The following is a 14,087-nucleotide window of genomic DNA, read 5'->3' as shown; positions in this document are numbered from 1 at the left end:
CGGCTTCGCCGGTATCGCGGGGCAAGCCCGCTCCCACGAAGCCCTGCTCCTGACACCGCAGTGCAGCTTCGATTCTTTCAATTGGAGATTTCGTGGCCCAGGCGCACCACGCGCTTGGGCAGGTCGCCGCCGAGCCAGTAGCTGAGGTCGGCCGGGCGTTCGATCTGCCAGGCGATGAAATCCGCCACCTTGCCCACTTCCAGCGAGCCGTGGCTGTCGCCCAGCCCCAGCGCCGTGGCGGCGTGCACGGTGACGCCGGCCAGGGCTTCTTCCGGGGTCATACGGAAACAGGTGCAGCCCATGTTCAGCATCAGGCGCAGCGACAGCCCCGGCGAGGTACCGGGGTTGAGGTCGCTGGCCAGGGCGATCTTCACGCCATGCCGGCGCAGGGCGTCCATCGGTGGCAGCTGGGTTTCGCGCAGGAAGTAGAATGCCCCCGGCAGCAGCACCGCGACCGTGCCGGCCTCGGCCATGGCAATGGCGTCCTCCTCGGTCATGAACTCCAGGTGATCGGCCGACAGCGCCTGGTAGCGGGCCGCCAGGCTCGAGCCGTGCAGCGACGACAACTGCTCGGCGTGCAGCTTTACCGGCAGCCCCAGCTCACGCGCCTTGATGAACAGGCGCTCGACCTGGGCCGGAGAGAACGCCAGGTGCTCGCAGAAGGCATCCACCGCATCCACCAGCCCCTCGGCGGCCAGCACCGGGAGCATCTCGTCGCAGATATGGTCGATGTAGTCGTCCGCCCTGCCCGCATACTCCGGCGGCAAGGCATGGGCGGCCAGGCAGGTGCTGCGCACGGTCAGCGGCAGCTCCTCACCCAGGCGCCGGGCGACGCGCAGCATCTTGCGTTCGTTCTCAAGGTCCAGGCCGTAGCCGGACTTGATCTCGATCGTGGTCACGCCGTCGCGCATCAGCGCCTGAACTCGCTGGCGGGCACTGGCCAGTAGCTCGTCCTCGCTGGCCGCGCGGGTGGCCCGCACGGTGCTGGCGATACCGCCGCCCTGGGCGGCGATTTCGGCATAGCTGACGCCCTGCAGGCGCTGCTCGAACTCGCCGCTGCGGTTGCCGCCGAACACCGCGTGGGTGTGGCAGTCGATCAGCCCGGGGGTGACCCAGGCACCGCCCAGGTCGACGACCCGGTCGGCTTCGACCGGCGGCACATCAGCGCGGGGACCGATCCACTCGATCAGGCCAGCGCTGGTGACGATCGCCGCGTCCTCGATGACCGCGTAGCGGCCCTCGGTCATGGTCGCGGCGTGGCAGTGCTGCCAGAGGGTTCTCATCAGGATCTCCTTGTAAGCTTAACGGTGCAGCTCGGCAGGCTCCCGGAGCGGCTCGCCACCACCCGCGCGCGGCTTGCACCACAGCAGGTAGGACGCCACCAGGAACACCACCCAGATCACCCCGACGATCAACGCCGCCTGGGTATCGGGGAAGTAGCCGAGCACACCGAAGATGAACACCATGAAGGCAATGGCCAGGGCCGGGCCATAGGGCCAGAAGGGTACCGGGAACTTGAGCTGGGCGACTTGCTCGCGGCTCATGCTGCGGCGCATGGCGACCTGGGTGACCAGGATCATCAGCCACACCCACACGGTGGCGAAGGTGGCGATCGAGGCAATCAGCAGGAACACGTTTTCCGGGATCAGGTAGTTGAGCAGCACACCGACCAGCAGCGCCGCGCCCATCACCACCACGGTCATCCATGGCACGCCGTGTTTCGACAGTTTGCCGAAGCCACGCGGTGCCTGGCCATGCTGGGCCAGGCCGTACATCATGCGCCCGGCACCGAAGATGTCGCTGTTGATCGCCGAAATCGCCGCCGAGATCACCACGATATTGAGCACGGCTGCGGCCGAGCCGATCCCCAGGTTGCTGAAGATCTGCACGAACGGGCTGCCCTGGCTGCCGATCTGCGGCCACGGATACAGGCACATCAGCACGAACAGGGTGAGCACGTAGAACAGCAGGATGCGCAGCGGCACGGCGTTAATTGCCTTGGGGATGACGCGCTGAGGGTCTTTCGCTTCACCTGCGGTGACGCCGATGATCTCGATGCCGCCGAAGGCGAACATCACCACCGCGAACGAGGCGATCAGGCCACTGACGCCATTGGGCATGAAGCCGCCATGGTCGAACAGGTTGCTCACCCCGACCGCGTGCCCGGTGCCCACCTGGCTGAAGCCGAAAGCCATGATGCCAAGGCCCGCGAGAATCATCGCGACGATTGCGCCGACCTTGAGCAGCGACAGCCAGAACTCCATCTCGCCGAAGACCCGCACGTTGCACAGGTTCAGGCCGCCGATCAGGAACACGATGCCCAGTACCCAGATCCAGCGGGCGACCTCGGGGAACCAGAAGCCCATGTAGATACCGAAGGCGGTGACGTCGGCGATGGCGACGATGACCATCTCGAAGGCGTAGGTCCAACCGAGGATGAAGCCGGCCATCGGGCCGAGGTAGGTGCTGGCGTAGTGGCCGAAGGAGCCGGCCACCGGGTTGTGCACGGCCATCTCGCCGAGGGCGCGCATGACCATGAATACGGCGGCGCCGCCGATCAGGTAGGCCAGCAGCACGGCCGGGCCGGCCATCTGGATGGCCGAGGCCGAACCGTAGAAAAGCCCGGTACCGATTGCCGAACCGAGCGCCATGAAACGGATATGCCGGGCCGATAGCCCGCGCTTGAGACCTTGAGCTTGTTGCATGTCACGTCCTTATTGTTGTTCTGGTCGTGAGAATGAGGGGGGCTGCTGCGCAGCCCATCGCGGCACAAGGCCGCTCCTACAGGGGAACGCATTGCCTGTGTAGGAGCAGCCTTGCGCCGCGAAAGGGCCGCAAAGCGGCCCCCGACGGTGTTACAGGCTAGGCAGGACCCCAGCCGGCAGCAGGCCGGTCAAGGTACCTTTGGCCAGCAGCTCGGACGCCACCTCGATATCCGGTGCGAAGAAACGGTCGCGGTCATAGTGCGGCACGTCCTTGCGCAGCGCCTGGCGCGCCTGCTCCAGCTTGACCGAAGTCTTCAGCCCCTTGCGCAGGTCCAGGCCCTGGCAGGCGCCCAGCCATTCGATGGCCAGCACGCCACGGGTGTTCTCGGCCATTTCCCACAGGCGCTTGCCGGCGGCCGGGGCCATCGACACATGGTCTTCCTGGTTGGCCGAGGTTGGCAGGCTGTCAACGCTGTGCGGGTGCGACAAGGCCTTGTTCTCGCTGGCCAACGCGGCGGCGGTGACCTGGGCGATCATGAAGCCGGAGTTGACCCCGCCGTTTTCCACCAGGAACGGCGGCAGCTGGGACATGTGCTTGTCCATCATCAGCGAGATGCGGCGCTCGCTCAGCGAGCCGATCTCGGCGATCGCCAGGGCCAGGTTGTCGGCGGCCATGGCCACAGGCTCGGCGTGGAAGTTGCCGCCAGAGATCACGTCGCCTTCGGCGGCGAACACCAGCGGGTTGTCCGACACGGCGTTGGCTTCGATACCGAGCACTTCGGCGGCCTGGCGGATCTGGGTCAGGCAGGCACCCATGACCTGTGGCTGGCAGCGCAGGGAGTACGGGTCCTGGACCTTGTCGCAGTTCTTGTGCGACAGCGACACTTCGCTGGTGTCGCCCAGCAGGTCGCGGAAGCAGGCGGCGGTGTCGATCTGGCCGCGCTGGCCACGCACTTCATGGATACGTGCATCGAACGGCGAGCGCGAACCCAGTGCCGCTTCCACGGTCAGGCCGCCACAGGCGATGGCTGCGGCATACAGGTCTTCGGCCTGGAACAGGCCGCGCAGGGCGTAGGCGGTGGACGCCTGGGTACCGTTGAGCAGGGCCAGGCCCTCTTTGGCGGCCAAGGTCAGTGGCTCCAGGCCAGCGACGGCCAGGGCCTCGGTGGCAGGCAGCCACTGGCCCTGGTAGCGGGCCTTGCCCTCGCCCAGCAGCACCAGCGACATGTGCGCCAGCGGTGCCAGGTCGCCGGAAGCGCCGACCGAGCCCTTGAGTGGGATGTGTGGATAAACTTCGGCGTTGACCAGGGCGATCAGCGCGTCGATCACCTTGCGACGGATGCCGGAGAAACCGCGGCTGAGGCTGTTGATCTTCAGCACCATGATCAGGCGCACCAGGCTGTCGTCCAGCGGTGCGCCGATACCGGCGGCGTGGGACAGCACCAGCGAGCGCTGCAGATTCTCCAGGTCATGGCTGGCAATGCGGGTCGAGGCCAGCAGGCCGAAACCGGTGTTGATGCCGTAGGCGGTGCGGTCTTCGGCGATGATCTGCTCGACGCAGGCAACGCTGGCGTCGATGGCCGGCGCGGCGCTGGCATCCAGCTGCAGGCGCACGGGGGTGGCATGGATGGCGCGCAGCTGGGCCAGGGTCAGGGTGCCGGGCTTGAGGGTCAATTCGGTCACTTCGCTACTCCAATCGCTTGGGGCCACGCGGGGCCCCTTCTTGTTGTTCAGTATCACCCGTGAAGGGTGCGATCCAAAGCGCGGCGATCAGCCGGTGATCATCGGCAGGTCCAGGCCCTGCTCCTTGGCGCAGTCGATGGCGATCTGGTAACCGGCATCGGCGTGGCGCATCACGCCGGTCCCCGGGTCGTTGGTCAGCACGCGGGCGATACGCTCGGCGGCTTCATCGGTACCGTCGCAGACGATGACCATGCCCGAGTGCTGGGAGAAGCCCATGCCCACGCCACCGCCGTGGTGCAGCGAAACCCAGGTGGCGCCACCCGCAGTGTTGAGCAGGGCGTTGAGCAGCGGCCAGTCGGAGACCGCGTCGGAGCCGTCGCGCATGGCTTCGGTTTCGCGGTTGGGGCTGGATACCGAGCCCGAGTCCAGGTGGTCGCGACCGATCACCACCGGCGCCGACAGCTCGCCGCTGCGCACCATTTCGTTGAACGCCAGGCCGAGCTTGGCACGCAGGCCCAGGCCGACCCAGCAGATACGCGCCGGCAGGCCCTGGAAGCTGATGCGCTCGCGGGCCATGTCCAGCCAGCGGTGCAGGTGAGCGTCGTCCGGGATCAGTTCCTTGACCTTGGCGTCGGTCTTGTAGATGTCCTCGGCGTCGCCGGACAGCGCGGCCCAGCGGAACGGACCGACACCGCGGCAGAACAACGGGCGGATGTAGGCCGGTACGAAGCCCGGGAAGTCGAAGGCGTTGGCCACGCCTTCTTCCTTGGCCATCTGGCGGATGTTGTTGCCGTAGTCGAAGGTCGGGATGCCTTGCGCCTGGAAGTCGAGCATGGCCTTGACGTGCACGGCCATCGATTGCTTGGCGGCTTTCACCACGGCAGCCGGGTCGGTCTGGGCGCGGTCGCGGTATTGCTCCCAGGTCCAGCCGGCCGGCAGGTAGCCGTTGAGCGGGTCGTGGGCGCTGGTCTGGTCGGTGACCATGTCCGGGCGCACGCCACGCTTGACCAGCTCCGGCAGGATCTCGGCGGCGTTGCCGTGCAGGGCGATGGAGATGGCCTTGCCTTCGGCGGTGTACTTGGCGATGCGCGCCAGGGCGTCGTCCAGGTCCTTGGCCTGCTCATCGACGTAGCGGGTTTCCAGGCGGAAATCGATGCGGCTCTGCTGGCACTCGATGTTCAGCGAGCAGGCACCGGCCAGGGTTGCAGCCAGTGGCTGGGCGCCGCCCATACCACCGAGGCCCGCGGTCAGTACCCACTTGCCTTTCAGGCTGCCGTTGTAGTGCTGGCGGCCGGCTTCGACGAAGGTTTCGTAGGTGCCCTGGACGATGCCCTGGCTGCCGATGTAGATCCAGCTGCCGGCGGTCATCTGGCCGTACATGGCCAGGCCCTTGGCGTCCAGCTCGTTGAAGTGCTCCCAGTTGGCCCAGTGCGGCACCAGGTTGGAGTTGGCGATCAGCACGCGCGGGGCGTTGCTGTGGGTCTTGAACACGCCGACCGGCTTGCCCGACTGCACCAGCAGGGTTTCGTCGTCTTCCAGGCGGGTCAGGGTCTCGACGATTTTGTCGTAGCACTCCCAGTTGCGCGCGGCGCGGCCGATGCCGCCGTACACCACCAGCTCTTTCGGGTTTTCGGCGACCTGCGGGTCGAGGTTGTTCATCAGCATGCGCAGCGGGGCTTCGGTCAGCCAGCTCTTGGCGGTCAGCTTGTTGCCACGCGGGGCACGGATTTCTACGTCACGGTATTTGTTGTTGTCAGTCACGGGGATGTCCTCTGCGGTCGTCCGACGGCATGTGTGTGTGTCGTGGCGACTATACAAACACACCTTTACTTGTATGTACAAGCATAGGCAACCAAAAAACCGGACCATTCCTCCGAAAAGCATCGCGGGGCAAGCCCGCTCCCACGCCGGACAAGATCTGGCGTGGGAGCGGGCTTGCCCCGCGATGTACTTGCGACAGAATCAGCTTGGTGTCAGCTCGATCAGGCAGAATCGCCCCTGTACATCCAGCTCCAGCAACCCCTCGTTACCATCGATCCGCAGGCAGTCATACCGCCCAAGCTGCTGCGTGCCCTGCCCAGCCAGCCCCACCTCGACATGATTGCCGGCGGCAAACAGCAACAGCGTCGACGCCGAACTGAATATCTGGTTGCCGCCATCGAACCACTGCAACCGCGCCCGATAGCGCTGCGGCGCATAGATCAGGTTGAAATCGCGAATCGCCCCACCCAGCAGCTTGCAACTGACCTGGCTCTCGCCACTGAAGGCGAACGCATCGAACGGCAACAGCGGCCGGCTGGCCTGGCCGTCGACCAGCAACCGCATGCCGTCGCCCTGCAATACGGTGATGATCCGCTGGTACCCGGCAAAGGTGGAAAAGCCACCGGACTCCTCGATATCGGCAATCGACAGGCGCCAGCCGAAACCGTCCAGGCTGTCGCCGACATCGCGGGTGATCTCTTCGGTGAAGCCACCACCGTTCTTCCAGGGCATGCGCGGATAATCCCGCGCACGCAACAGCTGCAACTGAGTCATTTGCTGAATCGTCCTTCCAGACGGTGACGGGAACCGGGGTGGATCAGGCGCGCGGCGGTCACCGGCTGGCGTCCCGACCAGGTGCGGCGGCGGATCAGCAGGCACGGCTCGCCCCGCTCGATCTGCAACAGCGTGCATTCTTCAGGCTCGGCGAGGATGGCCTCGACCACATGCTCGCCTTCGGTGAGCGGCGCGACCTGCGACAGGTAGGCGTAGGGCGTCTGCCGGGTAAAATCCTGCTTGAGGTAGTCCGGGGCGATGGCGGCGTTGACGTAGCGGTCCTCGATCTGCACCGGCACGCCGTTCTCGTAATGCACGATCAACGAGTGGAACACCCGCTGGCCTTCGCGCATGTCCAGGGCCAGGGCGCGCTCGGAGCCAGCGGCCTCCTCGGCCAGGGTGATCACCTGGCAGCTATGCTGGTGGCCACGGCCGGCGATTTCGTCGGCGATGTTGTTGACCTCGAACAGCGCCGAGCGGGTCTTGGGCTCGGCGACGAAGGTGCCGACACCCTGCATGCGCACCAGCAGGCCCTCGGCGGTCAGCTCGCGCAGGGCGCGGTTAATGGTCATGCGGCTGAAGCCCAGCTCGCTGACCAGTTCGCTCTCCGAGGGCACCCGATGATGAGGCGGCCAGCTGCCGCTCTCGATCTGCTGGATGATCATCTGTTTCACCCGGGCGTAGAGCGGCGCCGGCCCTTCGCCCATCTGGGCAACCAGCGCGGAGACAGGAAGTGTCGGCACGGCGTTGAATCCTTGTGCGGTTGGAGTGAACGGTAGCTTGCCGGAGTTTACCCGGCAGGCAAACGGCTGTATATGTATATACAAGTTAACAATAACAGGATTTCACCGATGTCCGCCTACTTCGCCGAACGCGCCCTGCTGCCCTCGGGCTGGGCCCGCAATGTCCGCCTGGAGGTCGCCGCCGACGGCCGACTGGCCTCAATCGAGGCCGATGCCAGCGCCGATGGCGCCGAGCGCCTGGCCGGGCCGTTGCTGCCGGGCATGCCCAACCTGCACTCGCACGCGTTCCAGCGGGCCATGGCGGGGCTGGCGGAAGTGGCCGGCAACCCCAACGACAGCTTCTGGACCTGGCGCGAGCTGATGTACCGCCTGGTCGGCCGGATCACCCCGGAGCAGTTGCAGGTGATCGCCCGCCAGCTGTACATCGAGATGCTCAAGGCCGGCTACACCTCAGTGGCCGAGTTCCATTATGTCCACCATGACCAGAACGGCCAGGCCTATGCCGACCCTGCCGAGCTGTCACGCCGCATCAGCGCCGCCGCCAGTGCCAGCGGCATCGGCCTGACCTTGCTGCCGGTGCTGTACAGCCATTCCGGCTTCGGCGGCCAGGCCCCCAACGACGGTCAGCGACGCTTCATCAATTCCACCGAGCAGTACCTGCGCCTGCAACAGCAGCTTGTACCCTTGCTGGCGCAACAACCGGCGCAGGCGCTGGGACTGTGCTTCCACTCCCTGCGCGCGGTGACGCCGGGCCAGATCGCCGATGTGCTGGGCGCCAGTGATGCGGCCTGCCCGGTGCATATCCACATTGCCGAGCAGCAGAAGGAGGTCGATGACTGCCTGGCCTGGAGCGGCCGCCGTCCGCTGCAGTGGCTGTATGAGCATGTCGAAGTCGATCAGCGCTGGTGCCTGGTCCACGCCACCCACGCCGAAGCCGACGAAGTTGCCGCCATGGCCCGCAGCGGCGCGGTGGCAGGGCTGTGCCTGACCACCGAGGCGAACCTGGGCGACGGGATCTTCCCGGCGGTGGACTACCTGGCCCAGGGCGGGCGCATGGGCATCGGCTCGGACAGCCATGTGTCGCTCAGCGTGGTCGAGGAGCTGCGCTGGCTGGAGTATGGCCAGCGCCTGCGCGACCAACGGCGCAACCGCCTGTATCGCGCAGACCAGCCGATGGTGGGCCGTACCCTCTACGATGCCGCGCTGACTGGCGGCGCCCAGGCGCTGGGGCAACCGATCGGCGAGCTCGCCGTGGGCAAGCGCGCGGACTGGCTGGTGCTCGATGGACAGGATCCGTATCTGGCCGTGGCCGACGGTGATGCCATCCTCAACCGCTGGCTGTTCGCGGGCGGCGACCGCCAGGTGCGCGATGTGATGGTCAACGGACGGTGGGTGGTGCGCCAGGGGCGGCATGGGCAGGAAGAGGAAAGCGCGGTGGCGTTTGTGGCAGTCCTGCGCCAACTTCTAGCCTGAACGCGGTCCCTGTAGGAGCGGCCTTGTGCCGCGAAAGGGCTGCGTAGCGGCCCCAGGTTCAGTGTTGACGCAAAGATCGCCGGGGCCGCTTTGCGGCCCTTTCGCGGCGCAAGGCCGCTCCTACAGGGATCGCAACCACCTGGATCTCAATGCCTGGCAACAATCTGCTTGTCGGACACTCGCCAGATCAGCCGATTGGTGTCATACCCCTGCTGCCGCGCCCTGGCCAGCAGGTTCTCGCGTTCCCAGGCCGGCAACGAAGGCGTACGCGAAAGAATCCACAGGTACTTGCGATCCGGGCTGCCGACAATCGCCGTACGGTAGCGCTCGTCGACGAACAGGATCCAGTAGTCGCCCTTGGCCACGCCCGGCACCAGGCGGGTGAACCAGTTGTCGAACTCCACCCACAGCTTGTCGGTGTGCCCGGCCTCCTGCGGCGTGGCATGGCCTTCGGCGCGCAGCCACTCGTCGCCCATGGTGCGGCAGCGATTGAGCACGCCGACCGTGCCGTCGGGCTTGAGATTGTAGTGGGCTTCGGATTGGGCGCAGCCATCCTGGTACTTCATCGGCAGGCGCGCCAGCTCGAACCATTTGCCCTGGTAACGCTTGAGGTCGACCGCACCTGCGGTCTTCGGCGCCAGCGGGTCGGTGGCCGAGGTGGCGCAGCCACCCAACAGCATCACCAGGCACACGCCCAGCAGCAGGTGCAGACGCCTCATTTGAGGCCCTGCCCGGAATACATCAGGACCTTGTCCGCCGCGTACTGCACGCTGATGAAGCTCTTCTCGTCACCCCAGGTGCAGCTGCTCATGCCCAGTGCCCCGGAGCACTCCTTGGGCGAACCGAGCAATTGCTCGACCTCGGCCTTGTTCATGCCGGCCTTGAGCTTGGAATAGTTTTCCTGGTTGATCTTGCTGCAGGCGGTCAGGACGACGCACAAGGACAACAGGGCGAGGGAACGCAACGACATGAAGGGACACTCCTGGAGGTGGATACGCAGGTACGAAGGCCTGCAGGGAGCTTAGAAGGGAAAAAGGCTCCGCGGTTCCCTGGCGGCCCAGGTTTCGTTGTGCGCCGTTGGTCGCCTGGCGCGCAAACGATTAATGTTTTATTCCTGCGCGTCGACATAGAGCGGTGGTGTGGCCTTTTGCCGCACCCCTCCCCTTCGTGCCCGTGCGCAGATTCCAAGAAAAATGACCAAGAACCTCAAGTTCAGCCACAAGATCCTGCTGGCCGCCGCCCTCGTGGTGGCCGTCGCCTTCACCTGCTTCGTCCTGTTCAACGACTACAGGCAGCGCCAGTCGCTGCGCAGCGACACTGAATCGACGTTGCAGTCACTGGGCAACCTGACCGCGGGCAACATCCGCACTTGGCTCGACAGCCGCATCCAGCTGGTGAGCTCGGTGGCCCAGCAGATCGCCGTCGACGGCCCGGCCAAGAACAGCCTCGACCGCATCCTGGCGTTGCCGGTGTACAGCGGCAACTTCATCCTCACCTACTTCGGCGGCCAGGACGGCAGCATGCAGTCGGTGCCGGTGGGTAACCGCGCCGCCGACTACGACCCGCGCGTGCGCGGCTGGTACAAGGCGGCCAGCGCGGCGGGCCAGACCATCGTCACCGAGCCGTACATCTCGGTCTCGGCCGGCAAGCTGGTGATCACCCTGGCCACCCCGGTGCAACAGGGCGGGCGCATGATCGGCGTGAGCGGTGTCGACACCGACCTGCAGACCATCAGCAACCTGATCAACACCCTCGACTTCGGCGGCCACGGCCATGCCTTCATCGTCAACGGCGAAGGCAAGGTGCTCATCCATCCCAAGGGCGAACTGGCGCTCAAGACCCTGGCCGATGTCTACCCCGGCAGCGACCTGCGCATCGGCAGCGGCCTGAAAGAGGTCGAGGTCGAGGGCCGCCGGCAGTTCATCAGCTTCACCCACGTCGACGGCGTGCCGTCGGCGGACTGGTACGTGGCGCTGGTGCTGGACCAGGACGCGGCCTTCGCCATGCTCGGCGAGCTGCGCACCTCGGCGGTGGTGGCGACGCTGATCGCGGTGGTGGTGATCATCGCCCTGCTCGGCCTGCTGATCCGTGTGCTGATGGAGCCACTGCACGTCATGGGCCGCGCCATGCGCGACATCGCCGAGGGCGAGGGCGACCTGACCCGGCGCCTGAACATCCACGCCCAGGACGAGTTCGGCAGCCTGGCGCAGTCGTTCAACCGTTTCGTCGAGCGGATCCACGAGTCGATCCGTGAAGTGGCCTCGGCCACCGGCCAGGTGAATGCCGTGGCCGGCCAGGTGGTCAACGCCTCCAACGCCTCGATCCACAATGCCGACCAGCAATCGAGCCGCACCAGCAGCGTGGCCGCGGCGATCAACCAGCTGGGTGCCGCCGCCCAGGAAATCGCCCAGAACGCCGCCCTCGCCTCGCAGCACTCCAGCGCCGCCCGCGGCCTGGCCGAGGAAGGCCAGCAGGTGGTCGGCGAGACCATCGACGTGATGAACCAGCTGTCGGCGCGCATCAGCGACGCCAGCGGCAATATCGAGACGCTGAACAACCACACGGCGAACATCGGCCAGATCCTCGATGTGATCAGCGGCATCTCGCAGCAGACCAACCTGCTGGCGCTCAACGCCGCCATCGAGGCCGCCCGTGCCGGCGAGGCCGGGCGCGGCTTCGCGGTGGTCGCGGACGAGGTGCGCAACCTGGCCCACCGTACCCAGGACTCGGCGCAGCAGGTGCAGCGCCTGATCGAGGAGCTGCAGGCCGGCGCCCAGGTGGCGGTCAGCACCATGAACCAGAGCCAGCAGCACAGCGATCGCAGCGTGGGCATCGCCAACCAGGCCGGCGAGCGCCTGGGCAGCGTTACCCAGCGCATCGGCGAGATCGACGGCATGAACCAGTCGGTGGCCACCGCCACCGAGGAGCAGACGGCCGTGGTCGAGTCGATCAATGTCGACATCAACGAGATCAATACGCTGAATCAGGAAGGGGTGCACAACCTGCAGAGCACGTTGCGTGCCTGCACCGACCTTGAGCATCAGGTCGAGCGGTTGAAGCATCTGGTGGGGAGTTTCAGGATCTGATTCGAAGGCCCTGGGGGCCGCTTTGCGGCCCATCGCGGCACAAGGCCGCTCCTACAGGGGGATGCGATTCCCTGTAGGAGCGGCCTTGTGCCGCGAAAGGCCTGCGCAGCAGGCCCGGCTATTCAGAAGCGGGACCCAGGCTCCAGCAAGAAATCCATCTCCTCGCTGGTACTCGGCCGCTCCAGCACCAGGTTGCGGTGCGGGAAGCGCCCGAACCTGGCAATCACCCGCTGGTGCTGCTCGGCATAGTCGAGGAAGCCTTCGAACAACCGGCGGTTGGCCTCGGGCTGTTCATCCAGCAGCATCTGGTAACGCTCGACACACAGGTTCTGCCAGTCCAGCACCTCGGCGTGCTCCAGCACCAGCAGCACGAACACCCGCTGGATCGGCAGCAACTGGTAGTCCCAGCCCTTTTGCAGGCCCTGCATCGCCACCACCTGCGCCCGCCGGTCGCCCTCGAAGGCGCGCGGCGTGTCGCGGTGGATCATGCGCGGCAGCTGATCCAGCAGGATCAGCAGGCCAAGCCAGCCCTGCGGGCTCTGCTGCCACTCGTCGAGCCCGCCCGAGAGGGCCTGCTCGACCAGATGGCCGAACTGGGCCTGGGCTTCGGCGTCATGGTGCTTGCCGAACCACAGCGTGTTCTTCTCGTCAGCCACGGCCTGGGCACTGCTGCCCCAACCGAACCACCACTCCAGCAACGGCTGCCAAGGTGCGAGCATGACTTACTCCTTGTGGTAGGCGGTGACGCGCTCGACCTCTTCCTTCGAGCCGAGGATCACCGACACGCGCTGGTGCAGGCTCTCCGGCTTGATGTCGAGGATGCGCTCGTAACCGTTGGTGGAGGCGCCGCCAGCCTGTTCGATGATGAAGGACATCGGGTTGGCTTCGTACATCAGGCGCAGCTTGCCCGGCTTGCTCGGCTCACGGGCGTCGCGCGGGTACATGAACAGACCGCCACGGGTCAGGATGCGGTGCACGTCGGCCACCATCGAGGCGATCCAGCGCATGTTGTAGTTCTTCTTCAGCGGACCGGTCTCGCCGGCCAGCAGCTCGCCCACGTAGCGCTGCACCGGGGCTTCCCAGTGACGCTGGTTGGACATGTTGATGGCGAACTCGGCGGTGGTTTCCGGCACGCGGATGTTCTCGTGGGTCAGGACGAAGCTGCCCAGCTCGCGGTCCAGGGTGAAGCCCTTGACGCCGTTGCCCAGGGTCAGGATCAGCATGGTCTGCGGGCCGTAGATGGCGTAACCGGCGGCGACCTGCTCGGTGCCTGGCTGCAGGAACGCTTCTTCGTTCAGGCTTTCGTTCTGGCTCAGGTACTGGTTAGGGCAACGCAGTACCGAGAAGATGGTGCCGACCGAAACGTTGACGTCGATGTTCGACGAGCCGTCCAGCGGGTCGAAGACCAGCAGGTAGGCGCCTTTCGGGTATTTGCCCGGGATCTGGTAGGCGTTGTCCATTTCCTCGGACGCCATGCCGGCCAGGTGGCCGCCCCACTCGTTGGCCTCGAGCAGGATGTCGTTGGAGATCACGTCGAGCTTCTTCTGCACTTCGCCCTGCACGTTTTCGGTGCCCATGCTGCCCAGCACGCCGCCCAGGGCGCCCTTGGACACGTGGTGGCTGATCTCCTTGCACGCACGCGCCACCACTTCGATCAGGAAGCGCAGATCGGCAGGGGTATTGTTGCTGCGGGTCTGCTCAATCAGATAGCGACTCAGGGTAACGCGGGACATGTATGGCTCCGAAAGGAATAGGGGGAGAAAAACCCCCGCAGTTTACAGGGAGAGTTGCGGGCTAGCGAGCAAAGAGACTTGCCTGGGCTGTCAGACGGCACATTAGGTCGGTAGTTCAGCCCGCGCCAG

12 protein-coding genes and 1 pseudogene are annotated in these 14,087 nt (G+C 65.9%); 3 read left to right on the top strand and 10 right to left on the bottom strand.

Going from position 1 to position 14,087, the window contains the following annotated elements:
- Nucleotides 1–77: 77 nt before the first annotated feature.
- The 6 genes from hutI to hutC form a co-directional block, all read right to left on the bottom strand.
- Nucleotides 78–1,283 (bottom strand): imidazolonepropionase, encoded by a 1,206-nt coding sequence (gene hutI, locus LU671_RS03360; RefSeq protein WP_232854946.1) that lies wholly within the window; start codon nt 1,281–1,283, stop codon nt 78–80.
- 18 nt (nt 1,284–1,301) lie between these two features.
- Nucleotides 1,302–2,705: an amino acid permease gene (locus LU671_RS03355; protein WP_203648365.1), complete on the bottom strand. Its 1,404-nt coding sequence runs from the start codon at nt 2,703–2,705 to the stop codon at nt 1,302–1,304.
- A gap of 150 nt (nt 2,706–2,855) precedes the next feature.
- Nucleotides 2,856–4,388, bottom strand: a complete 1,533-nt coding sequence (gene hutH, locus LU671_RS03350; protein ID WP_232854945.1) for a histidine ammonia-lyase — start codon at nt 4,386–4,388, stop codon at nt 2,856–2,858.
- Between the two features lie 87 nt (nt 4,389–4,475).
- Entirely contained in the window at nt 4,476–6,149 is a 1,674-nt protein-coding gene (hutU, locus tag LU671_RS03345; protein ID WP_203648367.1) for a urocanate hydratase, read from the bottom strand.
- Nucleotides 6,150–6,350: 201 nt separating this feature from the next.
- Nucleotides 6,351–6,923, bottom strand: coding sequence for a HutD/Ves family protein (locus tag LU671_RS03340; protein WP_232854944.1), 573 nt, complete (start codon nt 6,921–6,923; stop codon nt 6,351–6,353).
- Nucleotides 6,920–7,630, bottom strand: coding sequence for a histidine utilization repressor (hutC, locus tag LU671_RS03335; RefSeq protein WP_203652717.1), 711 nt, complete (start codon nt 7,628–7,630; stop codon nt 6,920–6,922). Before hutC ends, LU671_RS03340 begins: the two co-directional genes overlap by 4 nt.
- 144 nt (nt 7,631–7,774) lie before the next feature.
- On the opposite strand from hutC, the gene LU671_RS03330 reads away from it, so the two are divergent.
- Complete coding sequence (locus tag LU671_RS03330) at nt 7,775–9,139, top strand: formimidoylglutamate deiminase (RefSeq protein ID WP_232854943.1); 1,365 nt, start codon at nt 7,775–7,777, stop codon at nt 9,137–9,139.
- A gap of 146 nt (nt 9,140–9,285) precedes the next feature.
- On the opposite strand, the gene LU671_RS03325 is transcribed toward LU671_RS03330, so the two are convergent.
- Both LU671_RS03325 and bamE read right to left on the bottom strand, forming a co-directional pair.
- A complete protein-coding gene (locus LU671_RS03325) occupies nt 9,286–9,858 on the bottom strand; it encodes a lipocalin family protein (protein WP_232854942.1) in 573 nt (190 codons plus the stop codon).
- Entirely contained in the window at nt 9,855–10,109 is a 255-nt protein-coding gene (bamE, locus tag LU671_RS03320; RefSeq protein WP_028688397.1) for an outer membrane protein assembly factor BamE domain-containing protein, read from the bottom strand. The genes LU671_RS03325 and bamE overlap by 4 nt, the downstream gene beginning before the upstream one ends.
- Before the next feature lie 223 nt (nt 10,110–10,332).
- Here bamE and LU671_RS29635 point away from each other — a divergent pair.
- Both LU671_RS29635 and LU671_RS29630 read left to right on the top strand, forming a co-directional pair.
- Nucleotides 10,333–11,370: pseudogene (locus LU671_RS29635) on the top strand (cache domain-containing protein); the annotation flags it as partial.
- A gap of 24 nt (nt 11,371–11,394) precedes the next feature.
- The gene (locus tag LU671_RS29630) at nt 11,395–12,225 is read left to right on the top strand and encodes a methyl-accepting chemotaxis protein (protein WP_442800014.1); all 831 of its coding nucleotides are present in this window, start codon (nt 11,395–11,397) and stop codon (nt 12,223–12,225) included.
- A gap of 122 nt (nt 12,226–12,347) precedes the next feature.
- Here the strand turns inward: LU671_RS29630 and LU671_RS03310 are convergent, their stop codons facing one another.
- Nucleotides 12,348–12,944 (bottom strand): DUF924 family protein, encoded by a 597-nt coding sequence (locus LU671_RS03310; protein ID WP_203648373.1) that lies wholly within the window; start codon nt 12,942–12,944, stop codon nt 12,348–12,350.
- Between the two features lie 3 nt (nt 12,945–12,947).
- Nucleotides 12,948–13,958: a class 1 fructose-bisphosphatase gene (locus tag LU671_RS03305; protein ID WP_203648374.1), complete on the bottom strand. Its 1,011-nt coding sequence runs from the start codon at nt 13,956–13,958 to the stop codon at nt 12,948–12,950.
- Nucleotides 13,959–14,087 lie beyond the last annotated feature (129 nt).

This window comes from Pseudomonas sp. NMI760_13 (assembly GCF_021283245.1).
Lineage (GTDB): Bacteria > Pseudomonadota > Gammaproteobacteria > Pseudomonadales > Pseudomonadaceae > Aquipseudomonas > Aquipseudomonas peradeniyensis.
This window is presented reverse-complemented; position numbering and strand designations above follow the sequence as displayed.

Coding starts and splice junctions, on each gene's coding strand:
- hutI (WP_232854946.1), bottom strand. CDS start 1,283: ATGAGAACCCTCTGGCAGCACTGCCACGCCGCGACCATGACCGAGGGC.
- LU671_RS03355 (WP_203648365.1), bottom strand. CDS start 2,705: ATGCAACAAGCTCAAGGTCTCAAGCGCGGGCTATCGGCCCGGCATATC.
- LU671_RS03340 (WP_232854944.1), bottom strand. CDS start 6,923: ATGACTCAGTTGCAGCTGTTGCGTGCGCGGGATTATCCGCGCATGCCC.
- hutC (WP_203652717.1), bottom strand. CDS start 7,630: ATGGGCGAAGGGCCGGCGCCGCTCTACGCCCGGGTGAAACAGATGATC.
- LU671_RS03330 (WP_232854943.1), top strand. CDS start 7,775: ATGTCCGCCTACTTCGCCGAACGCGCCCTGCTGCCCTCGGGCTGGGCC.
- LU671_RS03325 (WP_232854942.1), bottom strand. CDS start 9,858: ATGAGGCGTCTGCACCTGCTGCTGGGCGTGTGCCTGGTGATGCTGTTG.
- bamE (WP_028688397.1), bottom strand. CDS start 10,109: ATGTCGTTGCGTTCCCTCGCCCTGTTGTCCTTGTGCGTCGTCCTGACC.
- LU671_RS03310 (WP_203648373.1), bottom strand. CDS start 12,944: ATGCTCGCACCTTGGCAGCCGTTGCTGGAGTGGTGGTTCGGTTGGGGC.
- LU671_RS03305 (WP_203648374.1), bottom strand. CDS start 13,958: ATGTCCCGCGTTACCCTGAGTCGCTATCTGATTGAGCAGACCCGCAGC.